Genomic DNA, 24,293 nt, shown 5'->3' on the forward strand with positions numbered 1-24,293 from the left:
GTTCACTTCGATGAGGGATATATAGTCGATCACCCCCGCAGATAGCAGCGCTAAGACTTCACTCCACCCCTGCAAGCCGCGCATGGATCGTTGTGCCCCAGGGAACTGCAGAAGCCGAGCAGTTGAGCCCCCACGAATGGTCAAAGCGAGCGGCTGGCAGCGCTGAGCCAAAAGGGAACTCGGCCGGAACGCAAACCAGGGCGCCATGCCCGCCCCTCAATGATCCGTCCGCCATATCCTGTCGATGACCTCGAAAGCGAGCGCGACGTTGGGATCGGTGCGTCGGGGCCGAAGACAGACGAAGCCGAGTGTGGTTTCGAGTTTGACCCTGTCGGCGATGACGAGGCCGCTTGCCTGCTGTTCGCTGAGCGCGATCGACTCCCGGCAGAGGCTGAGACCAAGCCCCGTGCGAACCATGGCCAGCATCGACGCTTCCTGGTCGACGAGGGCGACGACGTTCTGCTTGAGGTTAAGTTCGCCGAGTTTTCTCGCAAGCAGCCGATGATGAACGGAGGCCGGCGGCGTTCCGATCCAGGGCAGCGCCGCAAGCTCGCTCCAGTCCCTTCCTGCGACGATACCGGCAAAGGCCGGCGGTGCGACGACACGATAGGTCAGCCTCGACAGCGGCTTGACGAAGAACTGCGCCTCGGCCTCCGCACTACGGACATCCGTGCTCGTGCCGAAATCATCGAGGTCGCCGAGAAAGAACCCGACATCGAGTTCGTTGCGCTTCAAACCGATCGCGACTTCACCGCTCATACCCTGGCGAAGGGTGGTTTCAATACCCGGCCCGCTTTCGACCAGGGCTTGGAGAAAGGCACCCAGCCTCGTGAATTCGGGGTCGATGATCGTTCCGATCCGCAGCTTGCCGCGAAGCTGCGCCGTCAGGTGCATCGCCGTCTGCCGGAACTCGGTCACCGACGCCAGCACCTGCTCGCCCTTGGCCGCCAGCAGCGCGCCGTCGCGCGTCAATTCGAGCCCGTTGGCGGTGCGATGGAACAGGGTGAGGCCCAATTCCTGCGACAGGCGCTTCACCTGCAGGCTGACGGCAGGCTGGGTCAGATGCAGCAGTTCGGACGCCCGCGTGACGTTGCCTTCCCGCGCCACCGTGACAAAAGCCCGCAACAATCGCAGATCCAGATGATCAGCCATATAAATATTCCTTATAATACTCAGGCGTATTTATCATTGGATTTCGTCATGCGGTAGCCTTTTACTGACTTCTGGCGGATCGCAATGCCGCGATCGCTGACAAAAATTATAAAGGGTGGGATGATCTTCGGCCGGTACGCGACCCTGCTCGCCGCGACCAGCCCACCGCCCTTTCGCTTGTGTTTGGAAAGTGCCTGCGATGAAGACCGACACCTCAACTGCTGATGCCGCCGTTTTCGACTATGTGGTCGTCGGCGCCGGCTCGGCCGGCTGCCTGCTTGCCAACCGCCTCAGCCGCGACCCCGGCAAACGGGTTCTGCTGATAGAGGCGGGCCGGCGCGACAACTATCCCTGGATCCATATCCCCGTCGGCTATCTCTATTGCATCGGCAACCCACGCACCGACTGGCTCTACAAGACCGAACCGGAAGCCGGCTTGAACGGACGGTCGCTGCGCTATCCGCGCGGCAAGACGCTTGGCGGCTGCTCGTCGATCAACGGCATGATCTACATGCGCGGGCAATCGCGCGACTATGAGAGTTGGGCGGCCCAGACCAACGACCTTGAGTGGTCCTGGGAGAATTCGCTCCAGGATTTCAAGGCCCATGAGGATCACTACCGGCTCGACGATGGTGCCGATCCCGTCACCGGCGACAACAGCCGGTTTTCCGACATGCATGGCCGCGGCGGCGAATGGCGGATCGAAAAACAGCGGCTGAAATGGGATATCCTGGAATCCTTCGCCGAGGCCGCGGTCCAGGCGGGCATTCCGCGCTCGGCCGATTTCAACAGCGGCGACAACGAGGGCGTCGGCTATTTCGAGGTCAATCAGAAGTCGGGCTGGCGATTGAACACCTCCAAGGCCTTCCTGCGTCCGGTGCGCCATCGCCGCAACCTGGTCGTCTGGACGGAGGCCGAAGTCGAAAAGCTGCTGATCGAAACGACAGCGGATGGCACCAAGCGCTGTACCGGTGTCTCGCTTTATCGCGGCCGCGACAAGGTGACCGTGCGGGCGACGGGCGAAGTCATTCTGTCGGCGGGGGCGATAGGCTCGCCGCAAATCCTGCAATTCTCAGGCATCGGGCCGGCCGCGCTGTCGCATGCCATGGGTCTCTCCGTCGAACATGACCTGCCCGGCGTCGGCGAGAACCTGCAGGACCATCTGCAGATCCGCGCCGTCTTCAAGGTCAGGAATGCCAAGACGCTGAACACGCTGGCGAGCAATCTCGCCGGCAAGGCCCGGATCGGGCTCGAATATGTGTTGAGGCGCAGTGGACCGATGAGCATGTCGCCATCGCAACTTGGCGCCTTTTCCCGCTCCGACCCCGACCGCGCCCATGCCAATCTGGAATATCACGTGCAGCCGCTCAGCCTCGACGCCTTCGGCGAGCCGCTGCACAGCTTCCCGGCCTTCACCGCCAGCGTCTGCAATCTCAACCCGACGAGCCGCGGCCATGTGCGGATCCGGTCGCGCGACCGGGGCCAAGCGCCGGCCATTGCTCCGAACTATCTGAGCACGGACGAAGACCGCAAGATCGCCGCCGACAGTATCCGGCAGATCCGATCGATCGTCAGCCAGCCGGCGCTGGCACGATACGAACCGATCGAGTGGAAGCCTGGTATCGAGTTCCAAAGCGATGGCGAACTGGCGAAACTCGCCGGCGATATCGCCAACACCATCTTTCACCCCGTCGGCACCGCCAGGATGGGCGCCAAGGACGACGGTCTAGCCGTCGTCGACAGCCGGCTTCGGGTTCGGGGGATTGGGGGACTGCGGGTGGTCGATGCCAGCGTGATGCCGACCATTACCAGCGGCAACACCAGCGCGCCGACAATGATGATCGCGGAGAAAGCCGCGCGCTGGATCATCGGCGACGCACAAAGGCGAGCCTAACCGGGAGCGTTCGGACGGCCCCCCCATGACGACAGCTGCACGCAACACATTACCAACCGGCCTCGCCTGAGAAGACGAGGCGGGTTGGTGATTTCTACTGGAACATGCCCTTCGGCGTCTCGCCCTTGAAGAACGGCACGATCAAGGCCTCCAGCAGCTCCGGCTGGCCGATGACGGCGGTGTGCGAGGTCGCCGGCAGGATGGCAAGGCGCGAAGCCGGCAGCGGTTTGCCCATGTCGCCCATGCCGCCGCCACCGAGCAGCCGGAACATCGCCACTGTATGTTCCAGTGTCGCGACATCGGCATCGCCGGCGATCATCAGCACCGGGGTCTTCAATGCCTTCACATCCTTTTTCCACGCCATCGGCTCTTTCTCGAGCGCGATCAGCTTGGCGACGAGCGCCGGGAAGCCATCCGGATTGGCGGCGAGCTTGCGGTAGTCGTCCGCAAACGGCATGCCGACGAACATCTCCACCGTCATCTGCGGGATGAATGCCTTGAATTCCGGTTGCCAGCCCTCGGCATCATAGCCGACGGAAGCCGCCGCCAGCTTGTTGACCTTGTCCGGATGGCGGATGGCGAGCTGCAGCCCGGCGGCCGCGCCCATGGAGTAGCCGAATACATCCGCCTTCTTGACGCCGACGGCATCCATGAACGCCGCCACGTCGTCGGCCAGGTTCGGATAGGTGATCGGCCGGTCGAAGTCGGTGGTGCGCCCATGCCCCTGGAACTCGATCGCGTAGACCTTGTTGGTCTCGGCGAGCTTGGGAATGATCGCCCCCATGGACGGAATATTCATATAGGCGCCGTGCAGGACGATGAGCGGCTCGCCCTCGCCGGACACTTCGTAATACATCTTCATGCCGTTGACTTCGACCCGCTCGCCAACCGGCTGGCCATCGGCAAGTGCCGGCCCGGCAATGAGCAAGGCTGCTGCGATAAGGGCAGTACGAAACATCATCTCTTTCCTCGCGGTTTCACGCGTTTTCGCAACGCTGACAATAAGACGAGCGAAATCTTCGCGAGCCGACATCGCCTTGCATTTTTTTGTCGCAATCGCACGCGAGCGTCAAACGGTCCTTAATGGGGAGCGGCTTGGGTTGAGGACGCATGGTTCGACGGCACCGAAAAACCTCGCCGTCCCCTAGGGATGGCGAGGTCAACTTTCCGTTCATGACGATGCCGGCGTTATTTCAGCCGTTCGACAAGCATTTCACCAACCTGCAAGGCAGAGGCCGGATTTTGCCCGGTGATCAATTCGCGGTCGACCACCACATTTGCCTGCCAGGGCGCCGCGTTGCTCTCATATTTTCCACCCGCCGCTTCGAGCGCCGTCTGCGGATAGAACTTCATCGCACCGCCATCGAGCAGGCCCCTGGCAAGTTCCTCCTCCAGGTTGCTGATGACGGTCATGCGATAGCCCGAATAGATCCATGCGGGCCGATCGGGCTGTTGCGAGGCTTCGAGCTGGTCCGTAAATGCCTTTGCCTCCGCCAGTGTCGAAAGCAGCGCGATCGGGCCGTGGCAAACCAAAGCCGTGATCTTGCCGTTCTCGTGGAAATAGGCGAGCAGCTGCCCAAGCTGCCTGTCGTGCAGTAGATCCTGCATCGGCGCGTGGCCGCCGGGGATGTAGACGGCATCGAAGGTCGCATAGCCGATCTGAGCGACGCGAGCGAGACCGATCACCGGCGATTTTTCCGGCGAGGTGATGGCCAGTTCGTCGAGCAGGCCCTGATAGACTTTCATCTGATCGGCACTGCCGCCGAAATAGGCCGGGTCCACGGATGTCCTGTCGACCGTCGGCACTTGCCCCCCAGGCGTGGCGAAGGTGATCTCGTGGCCGGCCTCCAGCAGTAGCTTCACCGGCTGCATCAATTCATTGAGATAAAAGCCAGTCGGGAATAACTTGCCGTCCTTGAGATCGAGATGGTCGGAGCCGGAAAGCACCACAAGAACCTTTGCGGCATTTGCGTCGGCAGTTGCAAAGGTGAGCGCGAGCGCGGCAGCAAGGCCACGCAGCCATTTCATCGGGTTGGTCATGATTGTCACTTTCTAAGTCGGAAGCTGCGTCAGTTTGTCTGGCCGGCAAGCAGCAGATCGCGCATGGCTTCGCCGACGCCATGGGCCGATTGCGGGTTTTGGCCGGTCACCAGCCGTCCATCCACCACGACATTGGACGTCCAGTCGGGAGCGGGTTGGTGGCGGGCGCCGCGCGCCGAAAGCGTGCTTGCCAACAGGAACGGCACGACGTCTTCGAGACCGACGGCGCGCTCCTCATCATCGGTAAAGACACTGACATTCCGGCCCGCGACCAAATAACGGCCGTCACTGAGCTTTGCGTTCAAGAGCGCCGAGGGACCGTGGCAGACGGCTCCGACCACGCCTCCCGCCTCATAGATCTCGCGGATCGCGGCTTGCGCCTCGAGGCTTTCGGGAAAGTCCCACATGGTTCCGTGGCCGCCGGCAAAGAAGATCGCCTGATAGCGGGACGGGACGATATCGGCGATGCGCGTTGTCGCCGCGACAGCAGCGCGAAAGCGCGGATCGGCCCAATAGCGTGCATTGATCTCGTCCTTGAGGTCGAGACCGTCGACCGGCGGCTCACCGCCTGCCACCGAGGCGAACTCTACCGAGATGCCCGCCGCCTCGAGCACGGCAAGCGGGTGCGTGACCTCGCCGAGAAAATACCCGGTCGGCTCACCCGTCTTTCCCTTGGTGGCGTGGCTCGTCAATACGAACAGTACGGGCTTTGTCAGCCCTTGGTCAGAAGCCGGCATCAGATCACCTCTTGGTTTCGCTGGTCTGGCAGGACTTTATTATCCCCACCGGAGGCGATAAATGATCTCAACTTCAATTCATTTGTTCTCCGGAGACAAAGATGCCCCGTCGTTTCGATTACCTCGCCGATGTCGAAGTGTTCGTGGCGGTGGCCGAGCACGGCTCGTTGACGGCCGGCGCCATCGCCCTTGGTACGACACCCTCCGTCGTCAGCCGCGCCATCTCGAGGCTTGAAGCGCGGCTCGGCAGCCAGCTCCTGCGCCGCACCACGAGGCGCATCGGTCTCACCCACGACGGACAGCATTTTCTCGACCAGGCGCGCTCCGCCTTCTCGACCATCGACGACGCCGAGCGCGCGATTCAGGGCGGCAGCGGCCAGATCGCCGGCCGCATCCGCCTCAGCGTGCCGACCACATACGGGCACTTCCGCCTGCCGCCGCAACTCTGCCGGTTCCGCGCGCTCCATCCCAAGGTCGAGGTCGAGCTCAACATTACCAACCGCAACGTCGACCTGGTTGCCGAAGGCTTCGATCTCGCCATCCGCATGGGTCAGTTGCCGGACAGTGGCCTTGTTGCCCGCAAGATCGAGGACGGGGCGATGTGCCTTGTCGCCGCGCCCGACTATGTCGCCCGTCGCGGTACCCCTCAGAGCATCGCCGATCTCGATCGTCACGACTGCGTGCCCTTCGTCATGCCGAGCACCGGTAGGTTCGCGCCCTGGATGTTCCATGACAACGGCCAGGATCTCGACTGGGCGCCCTCATCCGGCGGGCTTCAGGTGAGCGATGACGTGCTCGGCGTGGTGTCGATGGCCGAGCAAGGCGCCGGCATTTGCCAGACCTATGATTTTGTCGTCGAGCGCTCCATCCGGCAGGGGAGACTAATCGAGCTGCTGCCGCAGCTGAACGGGCGAACGCGATCGATCTCGATCGTCTACGCTCCCAATCGCCGGCTTTCCGCCGCGTCCCGCGCACTGATCGACGTCTTGGGCGAACGGCAAAGCTGACGGCGAAAGTGTTCGGGGCGTTGCGCGGTCCAATACAATTTATCCGACCACATCTTCCCAGACACACCCAAAGTCACAAAACTGTCACAAACAAAGGGCCGGATCGCCCGCGTTCAGTTCCGATTTGCCACAACAATGCGAGGACGAGACGCCATGAATGCCAAGGCACAGACGCATTCGCCGCCGGCCGAGGCCGGCAGATGGCATCGATCGGAAGCCGGCACGATCATCGCCGTCATCCTCGTTTCCGTCGCCATTCTCGCGTCCCTTGTGGTCGCCGACCGGGTCTTCGGCATCGACTATTACGACCTCGTGCGCGACCCGAACGCCATCGCCCGCAACCCCGGCTATTTCGGCATCGTCTCGAATATCGGGGTTATCTTCTGGATCGTCGGCGCGGCCGCAGCTCTTCAGGCTTTTGCGGCGACAAGGGCCGAAGGGACCACGCCTCTCAGGCGAACGCTGCTTGCCGGTGGGCTCTTTGCAGCCCTGATGGGTATCGACGATTTCCTCATGCTGCATGAGGCGGTCGCGACCACGGGCATCCCGGAAGAAGTCGTCCTCGTGCCGCACATGCTCGTGCTTTGCGCCCTGTGCTACTGCGCCTACACGGTTCGGGCAGCAACGCCGCGACTGCTGCTCGTCGGCTCGGTCCTGTCGATGGGCCTGTCCTTCGCCGCCGATATGGCCCCGATCCATGTCGGCGGGGCCACCTTCGTCGAGGAGGCTTTCAAGCTGGTCGGCATCCTGTTCCTGAGCGCCTATCTCGTCACCATCAGCCACCAGGCGCTGCGTCATGGCGGGGCGTTGCAACGTCCGGCGATCGGATAGCAGCCAGCAATGGGCTGAGCCGTGGTCACTTCGTTCCGCCGCTCAATGCCTGCTCCAGGAAGATGTACTTCATTGCCGTCTGGGCCGCCTGGATCCGGCGGTCGCCGCGCCCGCCGTGGCCGCCTTCCGTTTCCTCGAAGAACAGCGCGTTGGCATGGCCGGCGGCCTGCAGCCGTGCTGCCATCTTGCGTGCGTGGCCGGGATGCACCCGGTCGTCGGCGGTCGACGTCGTAAGCAGCACCGGTGGATAATCGGCGTCATCAGCGACGTGTTGGTAGGGAGAATAGGTCGCCAGCCAGGCCGCTTCCTCGGGCTTGGACGGATCGCCATATTCGGCCATCCAGGATGCTCCGGGCGGCAATTCCGTATAGCGCAGCATGTCGAGCAACGGCACTTCAATGAGCACCGCACCGAAAAGCTCGGGCCGCTGGGTCAGGGAAACGCCCGTCAGCAAGCCGCCGTTCGACCCACCTTGAATGCCGAGCATGGCAGGGGTCGAAATCCCGCGCCGCACCAGATCTTCGGCAACGGCGGCAAAATCGTCGAACGCGTTCTGCCGCTTGTCCTTAAGTGCTGCCTGATGCCATCGCGGACCGAACTCGCCGCCACCACGGATGTTGGCCTGGACATAGGCGTAGCCCTTTTCAAGCCAGAGCTTGCCGCGTACGCCGGCGTAGCCGGGCAGAAGCGGGACTTCGAAGCCGCCATAGCCGTAGAGCAATGCCGGCACCGGCTTTTGCTGGTCGCGACGCCGAACGACAAAATAGGGAACGAGGGTGCCATCCCTCGAGCGTGCCTCGAACTGCTCCGATATCAGCTCTGACGCATCGAAACGCGCCGGCTGCGCCTTGACTGTCGCCAGCGTCTCGCCGTCATCGTCAGACCAGATGATCGAGCTCGGCGTCAGAAAATCGGTGAAGGAGAACGAGACGCTTGAGCCGAACTGATTGATATGGCTGATGCCGACATTGCCGTTTTCGGGCAGAGCGAGCGGTGTGAGCGACCACCCCCCTTCGCCGCGTTCGGCAAACACCACGCGGCCGCGCACATTGTCCATCAGGCTGATGAACAGGCGGTCGCGCGTGCTGGCGACATGCGCAATCGAAACACGCTCTGCGGGCGGCAGCACCGTTTCGATGGCGCCGAGTTCACCCGTTTCCAGCCAGCGCTTGAAATCGAAGGCGTAGAGCCCGTCCGGCAGACATGCCACGCCACCGGGCGCGGACCAGACGCTGCGCACCGCGAAGACGATCTGGCCTTTCAGAATTGCGATGTCGGCGACGTCGTCCGGCAGCGGTAGCCGCCGTTTTTCTCCCGAAGCCAGCCTGACGAAATGATGGCCGGAATAGAAATCGATCGTCCTTGTCAGCAGCAGGTACTGCGCGTCGCCATCGAATTCGAGCGAGCCGCCGACAGCAAGATCCTCGACCTGCCCTTCGAAGATCGGCACCGCCTCGCTGAGATCCGTGCCCCGCTTCCACAGCTTCACGACGCGCGGATAGCCGGATTGCGTGCGTTCTTCCTCCTCGAAGGCGGCCGCAACGATGACCGTGTTGATGTCGAGCCAGCTGAAATTTGATTTCGAAACGGGTGCACGGAACCCGCCCTCGACAAAGCTGTCGGTTTCGATGTCGAACTCGCGCATCTCGCTGGCGTCGCCGCCATCGGGCGACAGGCTCAGGAGGCAACGGTCGAAATCCGGATAGAGGCGGCGCGCGCCGCTGAACACCCATTTGACGCCTTCCTTTTGCGAAAGCGCGTCGAAGTCGATGATCGTTTGCCAATCCGGCTTTTCGGTCTTGTAGGAAGCCACAGTGGTGCGGCGCCAGAGGCCAAGCACGTTGGCCTTGTCCTGCCAGAAATTGTAGACATGGCCGCGCAGTTCATAGCCGACGGCGATGTTGTCCTCTGCGGTCATCAGCTCCAGCGCCGTTTCGAACCGCGCCTGATAGGAAGGATCGCCTTGCAGCCTCTCTTTCGTCAGCCCGTTCTGGCGATGCACCCAGTCGAGCGCGGGCTTGGATGTCCTATCCTCCAGCCAAAGCAGCGGGTCTTCGGCAGGTGTCGAAAGCTGAGGGGCAACGGACTTGGTCATGAAATCTCCAGCGACAATATCAGCGAGGCAATCGGGACGTGTAGCAGCGGTATATGTTGTCTCATCACCTGGCTTTGCAATGCCAAAGGTCGATTAGCGGCGTGGCCATGTTGGGGAGGCGCGGCTTGCCGATAGGCCACTTTGAAAGTCCTGTGATCCCAACGCAGTTGTTTACCGATCGGCAAGCTGGGCCAGGCAGACCTCGCGAACGCAGGCACGGAGCCAACGGTGCGCCGGATCGGCATCAAGCCGCGGGTGCCAGAGCATTGAGACGGTAACCTCAGGCACCGGAACTGGCAGAGGGAAACTGTGCATGCCGGCGCGCAGGTTTCCCGTATGCCGTTCAGGGACGCTGGCGATAAGGTCCGATCCGCGCGCAAGTGCGAGCGCCGCCGAGAAGCCCCCGACCGTGGTGACGATCTGTCGCTTGAGCCCAAGCTTTTCCAGGGCGTCGTCGATCGGCCCCCTGTCGAGACCACGCCGGGAGACGAGCACATGCCGGCCGCCGGCATAGCCGGCTGCGGTCAGCGGGCCGAGGCTCAAGGGGTGCTCCCGGCGCACGACACCGATGAAGCGATCCCGGAACAGCGCCTGCGTTTGCACTTCGGGGCCGGTCGCAGGCCCGATCACACCGGTTTCCAGATCGACGCTGCCGTCGCGCAACGCGCCGCTTTCCTTGTTCGGCTTTGGCAGAAAGCGCAGGCGGACGCCGGGCGCTTCATCGCCGATGCGCCTGAGAAGGTCCGGACCGAAATTCTCCACGAACCCCTCACTCGTCCTAATCGTGAAGGTGCGCGTGAGCTGGCCGACCTCGAGCATTTCGGCCGGGCGCAGGACCGCTTCGGCTTCATCGACGAGTTGACCGACACGCTCGCGCAGTTCCAGTGCCCGCGGTGTCGGAACGAGGCCGCGCCCGGCGCGCACCAGAATCGGATCGCCCGTCACCGCCCTGAGCCGAGCAAGCGCCCGGCTCATCGCCGAAGGGCTGAGCCGCAGACGCTCGGCGGCGCGCGCGACGCTGCCTTCCGCAAGCAGAACATCGAGGGTGACCAGCAGATTGAGATCGGGTTTCGACATTCGCTTGGTATAGCGCAGTTTGATCGGGATGTGGCGCCTGATGCATGAATAAAGTGCAAATCATGCGCCTTCCGCCATGTCACGCAGACGCCTAGGCTTCTGGCAGCTCCATTTCGGAGATTGCCAACAGATGGAGCTTGTCTTGAAGCGCGATATTGCAGTACCCGCCGAGCCAAATGTCGGAGCCATTGGACGGACGCGTTCGGTCCGATGGGCGCTGGCCAGCCTGTCGCTCTCCATGTTGTTGTCGGCGCTTGGCACCAGCATCGCCAATGTCGGCCTGCCGACGCTGGCCAGCACCTTTGATGCGCCGTTCCAGGACGTGCAATGGGTGGTGCTTGCCTATCTGCTCGCCATCACCGCGTTGATCGTCGGCGTCGGCCGGCTCGGCGACATCGTCGGCCGACGCCGACTGCTGCTCGGTGGCGTCGCATTCTTTACGCTTGCCTCGGGCCTAAGCGGCTTCGCCCCGACGCTCTGGCTGCTGATAACCGCCCGCGCGGCGCAGGGGCTCGGCGCGGCAATCATGATGGCACTGACCATGGCTTTCGTCGCCGAGACGGTGCCGAAGGCACGCACCGGCAGCGCCATGGGGCTGCTCGGAATGATGTCCGCGATCGGCACTGCGCTCGGGCCATCGCTCGGCGGCGCGCTGATCACCGGCTTCGGCTGGCGCGCACTTTTCCTCGTCAATGTGCCGCTCGGTTTCCTCACATATGTGCTTGCGCATCGCCATCTGCCTGCCGACCGCCAAGGGACGACGCCCACCCCTGCCCGCTTCGATGTGCCAGGCACCGTCGTGCTGGCATTGACGCTGGCGGCCTACGCGCTTGCCATGACCATCGGCCGCGGCCAATTCGGCCCGCTCAATATCGTTCTGCTGCTGGCCGTGGCCCTGGGCGTCGCGGCTTTTGCAATGGTCGAAACGAAGGTCGCATCCCCGTTGATACACTTGGCGATGTTTGGCGATCCGGCCTTGAGCACGAGCCTGATCAGCAATGCGCTGGTCTCGACGGTGATGATGACGACTTTGGTTGTCGGTCCCTTCTATCTCACGCGCGCCCTTGGCCTCGATCCGGCAGCGATTGGGCTGGTGATGTCGGTCGGTCCGGTGGTGGCGGCATTGAGCGGCATACCGGCGGGCCGCTTCGTCGACCGGTTCGGCGCGCGACCGGTGATGATGGCCGGACTTGCGGCAATCGCGGCCGGCGCCGCAGCACTCTCCATCCTGCCGGCAACATTCGCCATCCCGGGCTACCTCGCGCCCATCGTCGTCGTCACCGCCGGCTATGCTCTCTTCCAGGCGGCCAACAACACCGCCGTCATGGCGGACGTGCCGCCGGATCGCCGCGGCGTCATCTCGGGCATGCTCAACCTGTCGCGCAACCTGGGGCTCGTCACCGGCGCATCCGTCATGGGCGCCGTCTTCGCCTTGGCATCGGCGGCATCCGACATCGCCACGGCACCAACCGAGGCCGTCGCGTCAGGCATGCGGGTCACCTTCGCTGTCGCGGCGGGCCTCATTCTCCTGGCGGTCGTCATCGCTCTTGCGGGTCGCGTGCTCGTGGCTCGCTTGGCGTTGCCGAACGACGCACGGGAGCGCTGACGGTGGTGAAAGTCCAGCGCCTTGCCGGCTTCTATTCCAGATCCATCGTGGTGAATACCCGGCAATTGTTGGGCGCAGGCGTGCCCCGGCAAATCTGCGCATCGACCAGTTGATCGACCGCGAGCGTGCTCGTCACCAGAAGCGCCTTGAACAGTTGCCAGCGACCGAGATTACCGTCCTCGTTGCGCGGGCCATCGACAAGGACCTGGTATCGCACGCCCATTTCGCCGTAATACGCCGCCAGCTTTTTGGTGCCGGCCTCGCTTGCAGCGACGATCGGAATAGCCTCGATCGCCGTTCCATCTCCGGCGAGCCGTCGCACCCCGGCCGCCAGAACCAGAGTGCATGCCTGCGCGCAGCGTCCACGCGAAACCGCCGCGCCGACATAGTCTGCCCCTCTGTTATCGTTTTCCGTACACCCCTCCTGATCCGGCTGGCATCCGGCAAAAACGGTCCTGCCGACAGCCACACTCAGCCCATTCCTGCGGACGAGGCGGCCGATCGCCATGGCAGCGGCCATGTCACCACCAGGCGATGCAAGGACCAATGGCAGCTTGCGGCCACCGAGCGTCCTTAACGTCGCCTTCAGCAAAGTCGGTGTTTTCGGGCCGATCATGCCCTCGGCGGATATCCATTCCGTGCATGTCGGCTCGCAATCGGCCTGGTTCGAGCGCACGACGACGAACCGCATCTGCTGCTCTGCCGTTTTTGCCGACTGTGGGATCAACATGCTTGAGGTGGCCGCGAGACAAATCAGCAGCGCCGCCCGCCTCAGGCGGGACAACCTCTTGTCGGCACGCGGACTCCATACAGACATCCTGATCTCCAGCCACGATCCGCGGGTCTAACGCTCAAGGTCCGACATCACGAATACCCGGCAATTGGCGGCCGCCGGCACCGTCCTGCAAGCCTCGACCGACGTCAGCAGTTCGACCCCGCCCAACTTCGTCGTCAGCTTCATCTCCAGCATCGCAACGGGCTCGATCTTGCGAATGTCGGCGGCGGGCGTGATCTTCATCAGATCGATGACGGCACGACCGACACCCATTTCCGCGAGATAGGCCGCCAGCTTGCGCTCGGTCGCCTTGTTCATTTCATAGGTCTTGTAGCCGCCGACATTCCTGCGACTGACGACCGTCTTGCTGGTTATCTTCTTCTTGCCGTTCACGACGCGATACTTCGCCCGATACTGCGTCTCGATCTGGACGTAGGTTGTGGTGATCTGGTGCACGCCCAGGAACGCCCACTCGCCGACAACGCGTCCGGTGCCGCCAGCAAGCATCAGCGGGCAGGCCGAGTTGCAATAGGCTTCGCCAGAATAGGCGATGCCGATATGGCGCGCGCCCTTGCCGTCATTGTCACGGCAACCCTGTTGCTCCGGCTGACAACCGATGAAGCGGGTCTTACCGACCGCCGCTTCAAGTTTTCGCGTTCTGATCATCCGCCCGATCGCAAGCGCAGCATCGACATCTCCGCCGGGCGACGTTACGACGATCGGCAGGCGACGGGTGCCGATGGACTTGAGCAGTTTCTTGAAGAGCGCCGGGGTTTCGTCAACGATCGTGCCCTCGGCCGATATCCACTCCGGGCAGGTCGGCTCGCACCCGGTCTGGCCGCTGCGAACCACGAAAAATTGCATCTCCGCGCCTTCCGGCTGTGATGCGCGAGCCGCTACGGCCGGGGCCATCAGCCCAATCAACAGCCAGACGAAGACCATTGAACGCCAAAACACTTCGCGTGGAAATGCCGTGCCGAGCAAAGAAAAGCACCTCCTTCCGACCGTTTGTGCGCCGGAGGTTAAGAGCGGAGGGATCTCACCCGATCCTGCCTTGCATCTCCGTGCTGCGCCGGACTGAACAAATTTCTATGCTGCAAATAGGAGTATCGAAACGAATGGCTCTGCGGGCACGATCGTTGAGATCGTGCGTCATAGAGCGAAATGAGAATGTTGGTTGCGCCAGTCAAGAATGAAATCGAGAATAGCACGCCCCATTAATATAAGGCAATACTCATATAAATGAAATCGCTCGACGTGCGCGATGCGATCAGCCGACACCGTTGCGGCTTGGTGATCACCCAACTCCCGGAATTCTCGACTTCTTCAAAGGATAGGCTGTCAGGAGGCGCGGCATCAATCGTGCTCAAGTCACTGCGGCGAAATGATAATCGTTGGCGCAGCACCGATCAGACGCGCGGGGGGACTAGATACGCCGCCGACGCTTTGACAACATAGGCGCTCAAGGCAGGGTTGGCGATTCGATGACGATATACTTCAAGGCAGCGGTTTCCGATGACGTGGCATTCGGGATGATCGAGCAATGTTTTTCCGATCCGGACGACTATGACGGCTATCTCGACATCTTTGGCGATCACACCGAGCAGACCGTTTCATGGAGCAAGGGCAGGTCGGCAGATGAGTTCAAGGATCAGATAACCGAAGCACTGCGTTCGGCCTGGGAGGCGGCACGTTTCTGGCAGGTTTACGAACGGCGTGAAGGCCGGGACGACGTCGGCACCAATGAAATTCGAAGAGCCGCCATCGACCTGACGCGGGCCTATGGTGGCGTGATTGTGATCACGCTCAGCCTGCTTGGACGACGCAGCAGCGCGAACGATCTCGAACTCGTGTTCCTTTGCTTCCAGGAAGATGCCCAACGCCGCAATTTCCGCGTGCGCTACGACGGAAAATTCGTGTCTGCCTGAAGCCATGGATGCTTAAAGACTACGGGTGTTAGTGACGTTTTCTCGAGAGCAGCTGCGAGGATGCCATCTCTTCGAGAATGTGGAGGTCCTCGTTAAGCGTCGTGCGATGCTTGTGCGACAGGTTGACGAGACAGTCCGCAATTTCGTCGGAAGTCCAACCCGCGGCCTCCGCACGGTCGACCAGTTCCAGGAAGGCACCTTCAACCGCGCTCTCGCAATCCGGCTCCCGATCCGGGTGTCCATGACTGACGAGCGGCACAGCGATTTTGGTCATGACCGATCCTCCGGGGCGAAGAATAGCGCCGCGGCAAGGGCCTGCAAAGCGACCAAGGTCCTATCCTTGCAGCGACCTTGGTATTTCGAGACGCCGGTCGCCAAATGCCAAGGCGAGCCCCCATCGATTGCTAAATAATCTGACAGCGGCGGCGGCCACGACGCGTCATCCTGCCATCATCGGAAACGAATGACAGGAGATGATCCGATGGCGGACACAGCTTCATCCCATGACAACCTGATCTATGTCTCCACTCGCCTGATCGGCCCACGAGACCGATTTTCGACGGCACTCGAAACACATGGCTTTTCCCGGCGGCTGCTTGCGCGGGTATCCCGCTGGATGGAGACGCGGCGCGGGCGCCTGGATCTGCTTGCGCTTTCCGATCATCAGCTGAAGGATATTGGCCTGTCGCGCGGGGCCGCCTATAACGATTTCTACAAACGCGACGAATAGGACCGCAATGTCCCAGTTTTCGTGCCAGACGCTTCTCGACACCTCGACCGCCTCGCTGCGGGACGTGGTCTGCGATGGCGCGTGTCGCGGGAAAAGCGGCGAGGAATGCTCCCACCGCACAAGCCTCGTCTATCCCTATCGCGGCGTGTTCATGCGGCATGTGGGCAAGGCCGATACGGTGGCTGAATCCAATCAGGTGATCTTCTTCAACCGCAGCGAAGACTATCGCGTCAGTCATCCGATCGAAGGCGGCGATGCATGCCTCGACGTGCAAGTGGACGAAGCCATCCTCTGCGAACTCGCGCCGAAGGAGCAATTGCGGTCGGGGGCGCTTGCCGCGTTCAAAAGACCGCGCCGGCGGATCGATCCACGAGCGCAGGCGCTTGTCGCGCTGTTGCGTTACAGCCTTCGCCGCGGGATTGCCGAAACGCTCGAAGCCGAGACCCTGACGCTGACATTGATCCGGCGTTCGCTCGGCGAGAGGACGTCGCATAGCGCTGCTACGACCTATGGGCGCGAAAAGCTGGTCGATCGGGCGAAGCTGGTTCTTTCGACCGATCTCGCCCGCCGCTGGACATTGGCCGAGGTGGCAACGGAGGTCGGCGTGTCACCTGTTTATCTCACCCAGGTTTTCCAGCAGGTCGAAGCCATGCCGCTCTATCGCTATCAGTTGCGGCTGCGGCTTGCGCGAGCGCTGGACCTGCTCGGCTCCTGCCCTGACCTGACGGCACTCGGCCTCGACCTCGGCTTTTCCAGCCACAGCCATTTCAGTGCGTCCTTCAAACAGGCCTATGGGCGCACGCCCGCCGAATTCCAGCGCGCCCTGCATCTGCGCTAATACCCAAAATTGCCTGCCTGAGGGCCGCGTCGCCACGCCCTGCCGGGCGATTGCGACGTGCGACCCGGCACCGATCCGCCTTGGGGACCGGGCTCGGATTTAACTGGACAAAAATAATCATAAAAAATTCCGGATCGGTGAAAAAAAATCGGGAGCCGGTCGTCTTTGTATGAAAGCGCATGCTGAAGCACCGCGCCGAAGCCGAGACGGGTGGAAGATGAGCTCACCGGAATGCCGCAACGGACGTCCGCCGTTCGAGGAAAAACGTGACCGCACAGGTTCGTTTCTTCCTGGAGCGATGGCGACCGATGCATTGACGTTCACGACCTGGCACGCGGCGTCGCCGACACATATCGCTTCCGTCCGCACCAACCGTTCAAACGGACGTCGTCAATCGCGCCCGCCTGGGCCAACCTCATGTGGCGCCCGGCTGTCAGCCCGCCATATCCTGCGCCAATCCCATCCGCCTCCTCGGGCGGCTGGCAGACCGTGCGTGATGCATATCACGCCGACCTGAGCCCGTTCACTACGAAAATTCAATGCGTTGCGCCTCCCACGCGGCGCGATTGCGCGACTTTGCATGTCGCGTGCCGAGGATCGACAGACATGAAATCGTCTAGGCAAATCGCAGAAACTGCGACATTTCAAAGCTTCGCCAACTGCTACCTCAGGGAGGTCAATCCCGGCGTGCCGGTCAGGCACCGGACCGCCAGCGGATCCTGCGACAGCATCGAATGGTCGCTTCCCCGCCAGCAAATGATCCTGCGCGTCGAGGTCACCTCATCGTCGCTGTGCGGCCCGCTTCACTTCGGCAGGGCCTGGGGGCGCAACGTCTCCGATCGGTCGTGGCGTCCGATCGAGCTGATGTCTGCGCTCCATATGCTGGTCCAGGCCGCCTACCGTCAGGACGACGCCGGTCAGACAGATGCGTTGCGCGGCTTCGAGCTCGAGCTTCTGATCCGGGTGCTCGAAAGCTATCAGCAGACCGCCCTCTACGTCGACAGGGCGCAACCGCGTCAGGAAGACGCCAACGATTTTCTCGAGGCCGAGCAGTCACTTGTCTTCGGGCACTGGCTGCACCCCACGCCGAAGAGCCGGCAGGGCATGACCTATTGGCAGCAGGAAAGCTATGCGCCGGAACTGCGCGGCCAGTTCAAGCTGCATTATTTCGCTGCGAAGGCGGACCACGTCAGTCACGCATCCTCCCGCTCGATACAGGCACCCGATATCATCCGCTCGCTGTCAGGACTTGACGCGGAAGGGCTGGGCCTTGCCGGTGACGAATGCCTGCTGCCGATGCACCCGTTGCAGGCGGAAGCCCTGCTTCTCGATCCCGGTATTCAGGCGATGCAGCGGGCCGGCATCCTGCGTCACCTCGGCCCAACCGGTTCTCTCTTCAGCGCAACGTCGTCCGTCCGCACGGTCTATGGTGCTGCTGAAGACTGGATGCTCAAGTTTTCCCTGCCGGTGCGCATCACCAATTCCGTACGCCTGAACCGAACGCAGGAGCTGGAGGCCGGTGTCGCCATGGCCAAGCTCGTCGACCGGATCGGCCTGGCTAAACGCGCGGCGAACTTCAGGATCATCCAGGACCCGGCCTACATCACGCTCGATTTGCCGGGTCACAGCGAGAGCGGCTTCGAGGTCATCCTGCGCGAAAACCCCTTCGCGCACGGCAACGGACAGGGCGTCATAACCGTGGCCGCGCTGACGGCCGACCCGCTTGCGCAAACACCGTCGAGGCTCGAAAAACTCCTGCGCACGCTCGCCAGCAGCGATGGAGAGCGTCTCGCCGACGTCTGCATCGCCTGGTTCCAACGCTATCTCGATTGCGCCGTCGAGCCGCTGATCCGACTCTACGACGACTACGGCGTCGCCCTTGAAGCGCACCAGCAAAACAGCCTGCTCGACATCGGCGCCAGTTACCCCACGGTCAGCTACTACCGCGATAACCAGGGCTTCTATCTCTCCGAACGCTATCGCAGCCTGCTCGCAAGCCACGTCCCTGAAACCGAGACGATCCCGTCGCTCTATTTTCCCGAAAGCGAAATCCGCGACCGCTTCGCCTATTACCTCATCGTCAATCAGGTCTTCTCGGTGATCAGCCGCATGGGCCACGACGGATTGTGCGACGAAGGCACGCTTCTCAGGATGCTCCGGAACCACCTGGAGCAATGCGCGTTCGGCATGACCGGCGCCGGACGGGATTTCGCCCGGCATGTGCTGGACCTGCCGACGATCGCGTCGAAGGCCAACCTGACCACCCGGCTGTTCAATGTCGACGAACTGCAATCCGACCACGCGCCGGTCCTTTATCGCCCCGTTCCAAACCCTTTGCGGGCACCCGCGGCGCTGACGACCCTGAGGACCAGCCATGCCATTGCCTCTTGATCTCCAGGGACGCCCCGACGACCGGGTGCTTCGCCAGCTTGCCGCCGCCCTTCTGTTCGAAGGCGTCATCGAAGCGCGCCAAAGCGAGGGCGGCGGCGATGGTGCAACGCATTTTCGTTGGACGCTCGGCGGCCGCGACTTTCGGTGCGATGCCATCCTCGGCGCATTCGGGCGAATCCGGCCATTGCCGGGATCGGTGCAGATGCGGGAAAGCGACGGCAGCTGGGGCGAGGCGTCGCTCTCGGTTGTGGTTTCCGCCCTGCCCGGCAGCGGCATCACCCGCGGCAAGCTGCTGAACGAGATGATGCAGACGATTGCCTTTTCCGAGTGGAATGACCGTCATCTTATCGCCCGTCCGCGGCGGGAGATGTCCTTCGCCGAGCTCGAAGGTGCAATCGACGAGGGGCATCCCTACCACCCCTGCTACAAGGCCCGCACCGGCTTCTCCCAGGCGGACCATGCCCTCTTCGGCCCGGAGGCCGGCCAGTCGTTTCAGCTCGTCTGGCTGCTCGTCGCGCGCAAGCATCTGCGCCAGACGCTGCCCGACACAGAAGAGGCATTCTGGCGGACCGAACTTGGCGGGGAAACCTGGGCGCATCTTCAGGGCATGCAACAGCAGCTCGGTGTCTGCACTGAGGATTTCGGGCTCGTGCCGCTGCATCCGTGGCAATGGCGCAACCTGAGCGAAACACTGCTTGCCGGCTGGCTCGCAGACGGCGATGCCCATTGCCTCGGCCCGGCGGGCGACCCCTACACGGCGACCCAGTCGGTACGCTCCTTGCTCAACCAGAACCGACCGCAAGCGGCAAGCGTCAAGCTACCGCTCAACATCGTCAACACGTCCTCGCGCCGCATCCTGGAACCGCATTCGGTCTGCACCGCGCCGGTTATCTCAAGCTGGATCGGCGAGATCGTCGCTTCAGATCCGCTGTTCAGCGAACAATACCCGCTCACCATCCTGCAGGAATATGCCGGGATCATCGCCGATGCGGACGAGCCGTTGGCCGGACAAGTGGGCGCGATCTGGCGCCAGAGCGCGCAAGCAACGCTGGAAACCGGAGAAGCCGTCGTTCCCTTCACCGCGTTGATGATGATGGAGACAGACGGGCGGCCCTTTGCCGACGACTGGATCCGGCGCTTCGGCCTGATGCCATGGATCAACCGGTTGCTCGAAGTCGCCGTCTTGCCGGTCTGGCATCTGCTCGTCCATCACGGCATTGCCGTCGAGGCGCATGGCCAGAACATGCTGCTCGTGCATCGCGACGGATGGCCGGTCCGGTTGATCCTGCGGGACTTCCACGAGAGCATCGAATTCTCGCCGGGCTTTCTGCGCGAACCGGAAAAGGCGCCCGATTTTCCATCCCTGCATCCGCTCTACCGGGACGCCGAGCCGGACCAGTTCTACTGGACGGACAATCTGGATTCGCTGCGCGAACTGGTGATGGACACTCTCTTCGTCTACAATCTGAGCGAGATCAGCCATCTTCTCGACCATTGCTACGATCTTCGCGAACCGCTGTTCTGGCAGCGGGTCGAAAGCCTGCTGTCAGCCTATCCGCATAGGCATGGCACGGCGGGCCGGCAGGCGCAGCTCGGCCACGACGGCCCCGAAATTCTCACCGAATCCCTGATGACGAGGAAGCTCTTCGCGCGCAAGCCCGAGTACCACCACGTGGTGCCCAATGCCTTGGCCGCGGACAGGCTTCAACGAAGGAGAAAGCTATGATCCGTATCGACGACAGGCTCTATGATCGCGCCTATCTCGACGAAACATCCGCACGCCTGGCCGGGCAGATCGGCCTGAAGGACCGCGACGACGGACGCTACGCGGTCTGCTTTGCCGAAACCATCGACTGGCTGGCGCTATTCTTCGCCATCCGCAAGGCCGGCGCCAGCGTGTTGCCGATCCATCCGGGCACGCCCTATGCCGCCGCGCGCAAGCTTGCGATCGGGGCCGGCTGCGACCGGTTGTTCTACAACAGCCTCACGGCCGAAGTGCTGGAACGACCCGCAAACGCCTTGCCGGTTGGCACGCTGCTGCAGATGAGTTCGGGCACGACAGAGGCGCCGAAATGCGTGGCGCGCAGCTGGGAGGATATCGACGCCGAGATCGAAAGCTATATTGGCATCTTCCGCGCGCCGGAGGACATGACCCCGGTCATCGCCTGCCCGACGACCCATTCCTATGGCCTGATCTGCGGCATCCTGGTGGCGCTCAAGCGCGGCCAGACGCCGGTTATCGTCAACACCGCCAATCCGAAATATCTCATGAAGGTTCTTCGCGAGATCGAGCGGCCGCTGCTCTATTCGTCGCCGGCCATCCTGCACACGCTTGCCCGGCTGCTGCCCGAGGGCGAGCAGATCCATGCGACGATGACTTCGGGCACGCTGCTGCCGGATCCCTGGTTTGCCCAGATCAGGGCCAGGAGCCGGCATATGTTCCAGCAATATGGCTGCTCCGAAGCCGGATGCATCGCGATCAATCCGGATGTCACCGCCGCCGGCGACATGGGGTTCGTGCTGCCGCATCTTCTGCCGCAGACCGGCAGCAATGCGGAAAATGCAGGTGAAATCGTCGTGACGAAGGGCGACGGTATCGCCATCCACACCCGCGATCTCGGCTATCGCCGCGATGACGGCATGCTGGTCTTTGTGTCGCGCATGGACGACATGATCAATGTCTCCGGTCTCAACGTTTATCCGAGGGATGTCGAGGATGCGGTGATGGCGATGGCCGAAGTCGGCGACGCCGTTGCCTTCCGCATGGGCGACCGCTTTGCCGGGGAGCGCGTGGCGCTCCTGTTCAGTGCCAGTCAAACCATCGCGCCGCAGGCGATCCGCGAATGGTGCAGTCTGCATCTCGCCAGCCATCAATTGCCGATGGACATCCGCCAGGTCGACACCATCCCGCGCCAGGCCAATGGCAAGATCAGCCGCCGCGAGGTTGCCGCCCGGCACGCCGCCGGTGAGTTCACCAAACCGATCGCCGGAGCCGCGTCATGACCAGCAACGAAATCCTCGAGGCGATCCACGAGGTCCTCAGCGACCATATGATGCATCCGCATCTCGACGGCTTCGGCCCCGACGCTCGCCTCAACGAGGACCTCTATCTCGATTCCGTCCTGATCCTGCAGATCTTTCTCAATTTGGAGCTGGAATACGGGCTGAGTGTTCCGGAAGAGGCGATCGCCCGCCAGGATGTCCAGACGGTCGCCGATCTCGCCGCGCTCTATGAGCCGAAGTCGATCGAGACGCTCGTCCCATCGTTTCCATTAACCGGCGGTACGACAGACGAAGGCGTGCATGGCGAGGCCTATTACGACATCAAGGTGCACTGCTTCGTCAGTTGCGTCTGCGACGGGCTGAAGCGAAAGGGCCTGGACCACCGACCGTTCTATTTCGGTGTCTGGGACGCGAAATTTGGGCTCAGCGACCGCTTCCAGCTTCTCTATCATGCACCCGAGATCAGCCATGAATTCTTCCGCAGCTGGTTTCAGCGGCTCTACGGCGTCACCGTTTACGAATGGTACGACCCTGACATCAGCAAGAGCGAAAATCTCACCGTGATGCTCGACCTCGTCAAACGGCGCGCAGATACCGGCTCCGTCATGGTCATGCTCGACATGTTCCACCTGCCGGAGCGCGAGAACAAGTTCAACCAGAACCCCTTCCCGCACTACCTCATGCTGCAGGAAACCGCCGACCCCGATACGTGGTTCGTGCATGATCCCGACTACCGTTGGGAAGGCGAGATCGCGCGGGACAAGGTGATCCATGCGGTGATGCAGCCGACCGTCGGCGGCGGCTATGTCTTCGACAATGCAGAGGCTCGGCCACCGGCAGCCGAAGACCTCAAGGCCTATTTCGAGGCCTGCTTTATCAGAGACAGCAATCCGCTGGCCGACACCGTTCGCATGATCGTCACGGCTCATATCGACGGACGCGGCGGCATCGACCTCTCCGACCTCACGGAGGCCGTGCGCGAACTGCCCGTCATCACCATCCGCAAATACGCCTACGAGCATGGCTTTGCGTTCTTCTGGCGAGCCCTAAAGCTGCCGGCCGCCGAGTTCGAAGGCTGGTGCGAAGAGATCGAGGCGCTCGTCCAGGCGTTGAAATCGCTGCACTACGATTGCATGAAGCTGAGCCAGACCGGCGACCGCGCCTTGGCCACCCCGGTGTTCGAGCGGCTGGCAGAAGCCGACCGGATCGAGACGAAACTGAAAGGCAAGCTCGCCGAGATCTTCGATCTCTGGTGTGAACAGAACATTGCCGCCGACATTCCCATGCTGGAGAGGCCCACGCTGAAAAGGGTTGCGCGATGAACATATCGCTGTGCACGATCACGTTTCGCCATCATCTGATTTCCCTCGGCGAAATCGCCGCCTGGGCGCAATCCAACGATTTTCAGGGGATCGAGCTCTGGGGTGCGCATGCACGCAACCTGGCGCAGCAGCCCGACCGCAATGCCGATTGGCTCGATACTTTCGGGCTGAATGTGCCGATGATCAGCGACTATCTGCCGCTCGACGGCGATACGGAGACGCTGCGGCACAAGACTGTCGAGCTCTGCAGGCTCGCCCGCCGCTGGAGATCCCGCAAAATCCGTACCTTCGCCGGCAATTGCGGCAGTCTCTCCGTCTCCCACGAAGAGCGGCAGCGCATCGTGGAGCGGCTGAGAGAGATATGCGCGATCACTGCCAGCTACGGCATTCAACTGCTGGCGGAGACACATCCGAAGACGCTGGCCGATACTGCGGCCTCGACATTGCGTCTCATCGAGGAGGTCGACCAACCCGCCTTCGCGATCAATTTCGATACGCTCCATGTCTGGGAGGGCGGCGACGATCCAATCGCCGTGCATCGCCAGATGATGCCGCACATCCGCCATTACCATCTGAAGAACATCCGCGACCGGTCTGACCTCTCGGTCTTCGAACCGGCAAACGTCTATGCCGCGGCCGGCCGTCGCGACGGCATGACGCCGTTGCTCGAAGGCACGGTCGATTATACCGGCTTTCTCCTGGAGATCGCGGGCGACGGACAGCACGACGCATCGCTGGAATGGTTCGGCAATGATTGCCTCGATGTGCTGCGTCGCGATCGCAGGCAGGTTCGCGGCGTGATCGAGGGGCGTGAACCCATACGGCGGACAGTCAACTTTTCGTGATTGCGTTTTAGCGGTGTCATCG

The 24,293-nt window shown here is 62.4% G+C and carries 21 protein-coding genes; 12 read left to right on the top strand and 9 right to left on the bottom strand.

The annotated features are described in order from the left end of the window. Positions 1 to 216: 216 nt before the first annotated feature. Entirely contained in the window at positions 217 to 1,152 is a 936-nt protein-coding gene (locus ASD00_RS25835) for a LysR family transcriptional regulator (RefSeq protein ID WP_057209994.1), read from the bottom strand. Positions 1,153 to 1,351: 199 nt separating this feature from the next. Between ASD00_RS25835 and ASD00_RS25840 the strand changes: the two genes are divergently transcribed. Beyond that, positions 1,352 to 3,046 (top strand): GMC family oxidoreductase N-terminal domain-containing protein, encoded by a 1,695-nt coding sequence (locus ASD00_RS25840; protein WP_057209995.1) that lies wholly within the window; start codon positions 1,352 to 1,354, stop codon positions 3,044 to 3,046. A 94-nt stretch (positions 3,047 to 3,140) separates the two neighbouring features. Here ASD00_RS25840 and ASD00_RS25845 read toward each other — a convergent pair whose 3' ends face one another. From ASD00_RS25845 to ASD00_RS25855, 3 genes are all read right to left on the bottom strand, one after another. Then, positions 3,141 to 4,004, bottom strand: coding sequence for an alpha/beta hydrolase (locus ASD00_RS25845; RefSeq protein WP_057209997.1), 864 nt, complete (start codon positions 4,002 to 4,004; stop codon positions 3,141 to 3,143). A 230-nt stretch (positions 4,005 to 4,234) separates the two neighbouring features. Further along, positions 4,235 to 5,074: a type 1 glutamine amidotransferase domain-containing protein gene (locus tag ASD00_RS25850; RefSeq protein WP_025429415.1), complete on the bottom strand. Its 840-nt coding sequence runs from the start codon at positions 5,072 to 5,074 to the stop codon at positions 4,235 to 4,237. Between the two features lie 41 nt (positions 5,075 to 5,115). Then, positions 5,116 to 5,823, bottom strand: coding sequence for a type 1 glutamine amidotransferase domain-containing protein (locus ASD00_RS25855; protein ID WP_057209998.1), 708 nt, complete (start codon positions 5,821 to 5,823; stop codon positions 5,116 to 5,118). Positions 5,824 to 5,924: 101 nt separating this feature from the next. Here ASD00_RS25855 and ASD00_RS25860 point away from each other — a divergent pair, with 101 nt between their 5' ends. Together ASD00_RS25860 and ASD00_RS25865 are read left to right on the top strand one after the other, a co-directional pair. Continuing rightward, positions 5,925 to 6,830: a LysR family transcriptional regulator gene (locus ASD00_RS25860; RefSeq protein ID WP_025429417.1), complete on the top strand. Its 906-nt coding sequence runs from the start codon at positions 5,925 to 5,927 to the stop codon at positions 6,828 to 6,830. A 153-nt stretch (positions 6,831 to 6,983) separates the two neighbouring features. Next, entirely contained in the window at positions 6,984 to 7,661 is a 678-nt protein-coding gene (locus ASD00_RS25865) for a hypothetical protein (protein WP_057210000.1), read from the top strand. 25 nt (positions 7,662 to 7,686) lie between these two features. Here the strand turns inward: ASD00_RS25865 and ASD00_RS25870 are convergent, their stop codons facing one another. Continuing rightward, entirely contained in the window at positions 7,687 to 9,756 is a 2,070-nt protein-coding gene (locus tag ASD00_RS25870; RefSeq protein WP_057210002.1) for a prolyl oligopeptidase family serine peptidase, read from the bottom strand. Positions 9,757 to 9,927: 171 nt separating this feature from the next. Next, entirely contained in the window at positions 9,928 to 10,833 is a 906-nt protein-coding gene (locus tag ASD00_RS25875; RefSeq protein ID WP_025429420.1) for a LysR family transcriptional regulator, read from the bottom strand. 130 nt (positions 10,834 to 10,963) lie between these two features. Here ASD00_RS25875 and ASD00_RS25880 point away from each other — a divergent pair, with 130 nt between their 5' ends. Continuing rightward, positions 10,964 to 12,439, top strand: coding sequence for an MFS transporter (locus ASD00_RS25880; protein ID WP_025429421.1), 1,476 nt, complete (start codon positions 10,964 to 10,966; stop codon positions 12,437 to 12,439). Between the two features lie 31 nt (positions 12,440 to 12,470). On the opposite strand, the gene ASD00_RS39245 is transcribed toward ASD00_RS25880, so the two are convergent. Together ASD00_RS39245 and ASD00_RS39255 are read right to left on the bottom strand one after the other, a co-directional pair. After that, complete coding sequence (locus ASD00_RS39245; RefSeq protein ID WP_156585787.1) at positions 12,471 to 13,256, bottom strand: hypothetical protein; 786 nt, start codon at positions 13,254 to 13,256, stop codon at positions 12,471 to 12,473. Positions 13,257 to 13,283: 27 nt separating this feature from the next. Then, positions 13,284 to 14,078: a hypothetical protein gene (locus ASD00_RS39255; RefSeq protein ID WP_156585789.1), complete on the bottom strand. Its 795-nt coding sequence runs from the start codon at positions 14,076 to 14,078 to the stop codon at positions 13,284 to 13,286. A gap of 620 nt (positions 14,079 to 14,698) precedes the next feature. Between ASD00_RS39255 and ASD00_RS25900 the strand changes: the two genes are divergently transcribed. Beyond that, positions 14,699 to 15,142 (top strand): hypothetical protein, encoded by a 444-nt coding sequence (locus ASD00_RS25900; RefSeq protein WP_057210010.1) that lies wholly within the window; start codon positions 14,699 to 14,701, stop codon positions 15,140 to 15,142. 28 nt (positions 15,143 to 15,170) lie between these two features. Here the strand turns inward: ASD00_RS25900 and ASD00_RS25905 are convergent, their stop codons facing one another. Next, positions 15,171 to 15,416 carry a hypothetical protein gene (locus ASD00_RS25905; protein ID WP_025429423.1) on the bottom strand — a complete coding sequence of 82 codons (246 nt, stop codon included), beginning with the start codon at positions 15,414 to 15,416 and terminating at the stop codon, positions 15,171 to 15,173. A gap of 207 nt (positions 15,417 to 15,623) precedes the next feature. Between ASD00_RS25905 and ASD00_RS25910 the strand changes: the two genes are divergently transcribed. The 7 genes from ASD00_RS25910 (at position 15,624) to ASD00_RS25940 (ending at position 24,271) form a co-directional block, all read left to right on the top strand. Beyond that, complete coding sequence (locus tag ASD00_RS25910) at positions 15,624 to 15,872, top strand: DUF1127 domain-containing protein (RefSeq protein WP_057210012.1); 249 nt, start codon at positions 15,624 to 15,626, stop codon at positions 15,870 to 15,872. Positions 15,873 to 15,879: 7 nt separating this feature from the next. Then, a complete protein-coding gene (locus tag ASD00_RS25915) occupies positions 15,880 to 16,710 on the top strand; it encodes a helix-turn-helix domain-containing protein (RefSeq protein ID WP_057210013.1) in 831 nt (276 codons plus the stop codon). A gap of 606 nt (positions 16,711 to 17,316) precedes the next feature. Continuing rightward, entirely contained in the window at positions 17,317 to 19,101 is a 1,785-nt protein-coding gene (locus ASD00_RS25920) for an IucA/IucC family protein (RefSeq protein ID WP_057210015.1), read from the top strand. Continuing rightward, positions 19,085 to 20,827, top strand: a complete 1,743-nt coding sequence (locus ASD00_RS25925) for an IucA/IucC family protein (protein WP_057210017.1) — start codon at positions 19,085 to 19,087, stop codon at positions 20,825 to 20,827. The genes ASD00_RS25920 and ASD00_RS25925 overlap by 17 nt, the downstream gene beginning before the upstream one ends. After that, a complete protein-coding gene (locus ASD00_RS25930; RefSeq protein ID WP_057210018.1) occupies positions 20,824 to 22,104 on the top strand; it encodes an AMP-binding protein in 1,281 nt (426 codons plus the stop codon). Before ASD00_RS25925 ends, ASD00_RS25930 begins: the two co-directional genes overlap by 4 nt. Then, on the top strand, positions 22,101 to 23,426 hold the full coding sequence (locus tag ASD00_RS25935) for a DUF6005 family protein (RefSeq protein WP_025429429.1): 1,326 nt from the start codon (positions 22,101 to 22,103) through the stop codon (positions 23,424 to 23,426). The genes ASD00_RS25930 and ASD00_RS25935 overlap by 4 nt, the downstream gene beginning before the upstream one ends. After that, entirely contained in the window at positions 23,423 to 24,271 is an 849-nt protein-coding gene (locus ASD00_RS25940) for a sugar phosphate isomerase/epimerase family protein (protein ID WP_025429430.1), read from the top strand. Before ASD00_RS25935 ends, ASD00_RS25940 begins: the two co-directional genes overlap by 4 nt. Positions 24,272 to 24,293 lie beyond the last annotated feature (22 nt).

It is taken from the genome of Ensifer sp. Root31 (assembly GCF_001424825.1).
Taxonomy (GTDB): domain Bacteria; phylum Pseudomonadota; class Alphaproteobacteria; order Rhizobiales; family Rhizobiaceae; genus Ensifer; species Ensifer canadensis.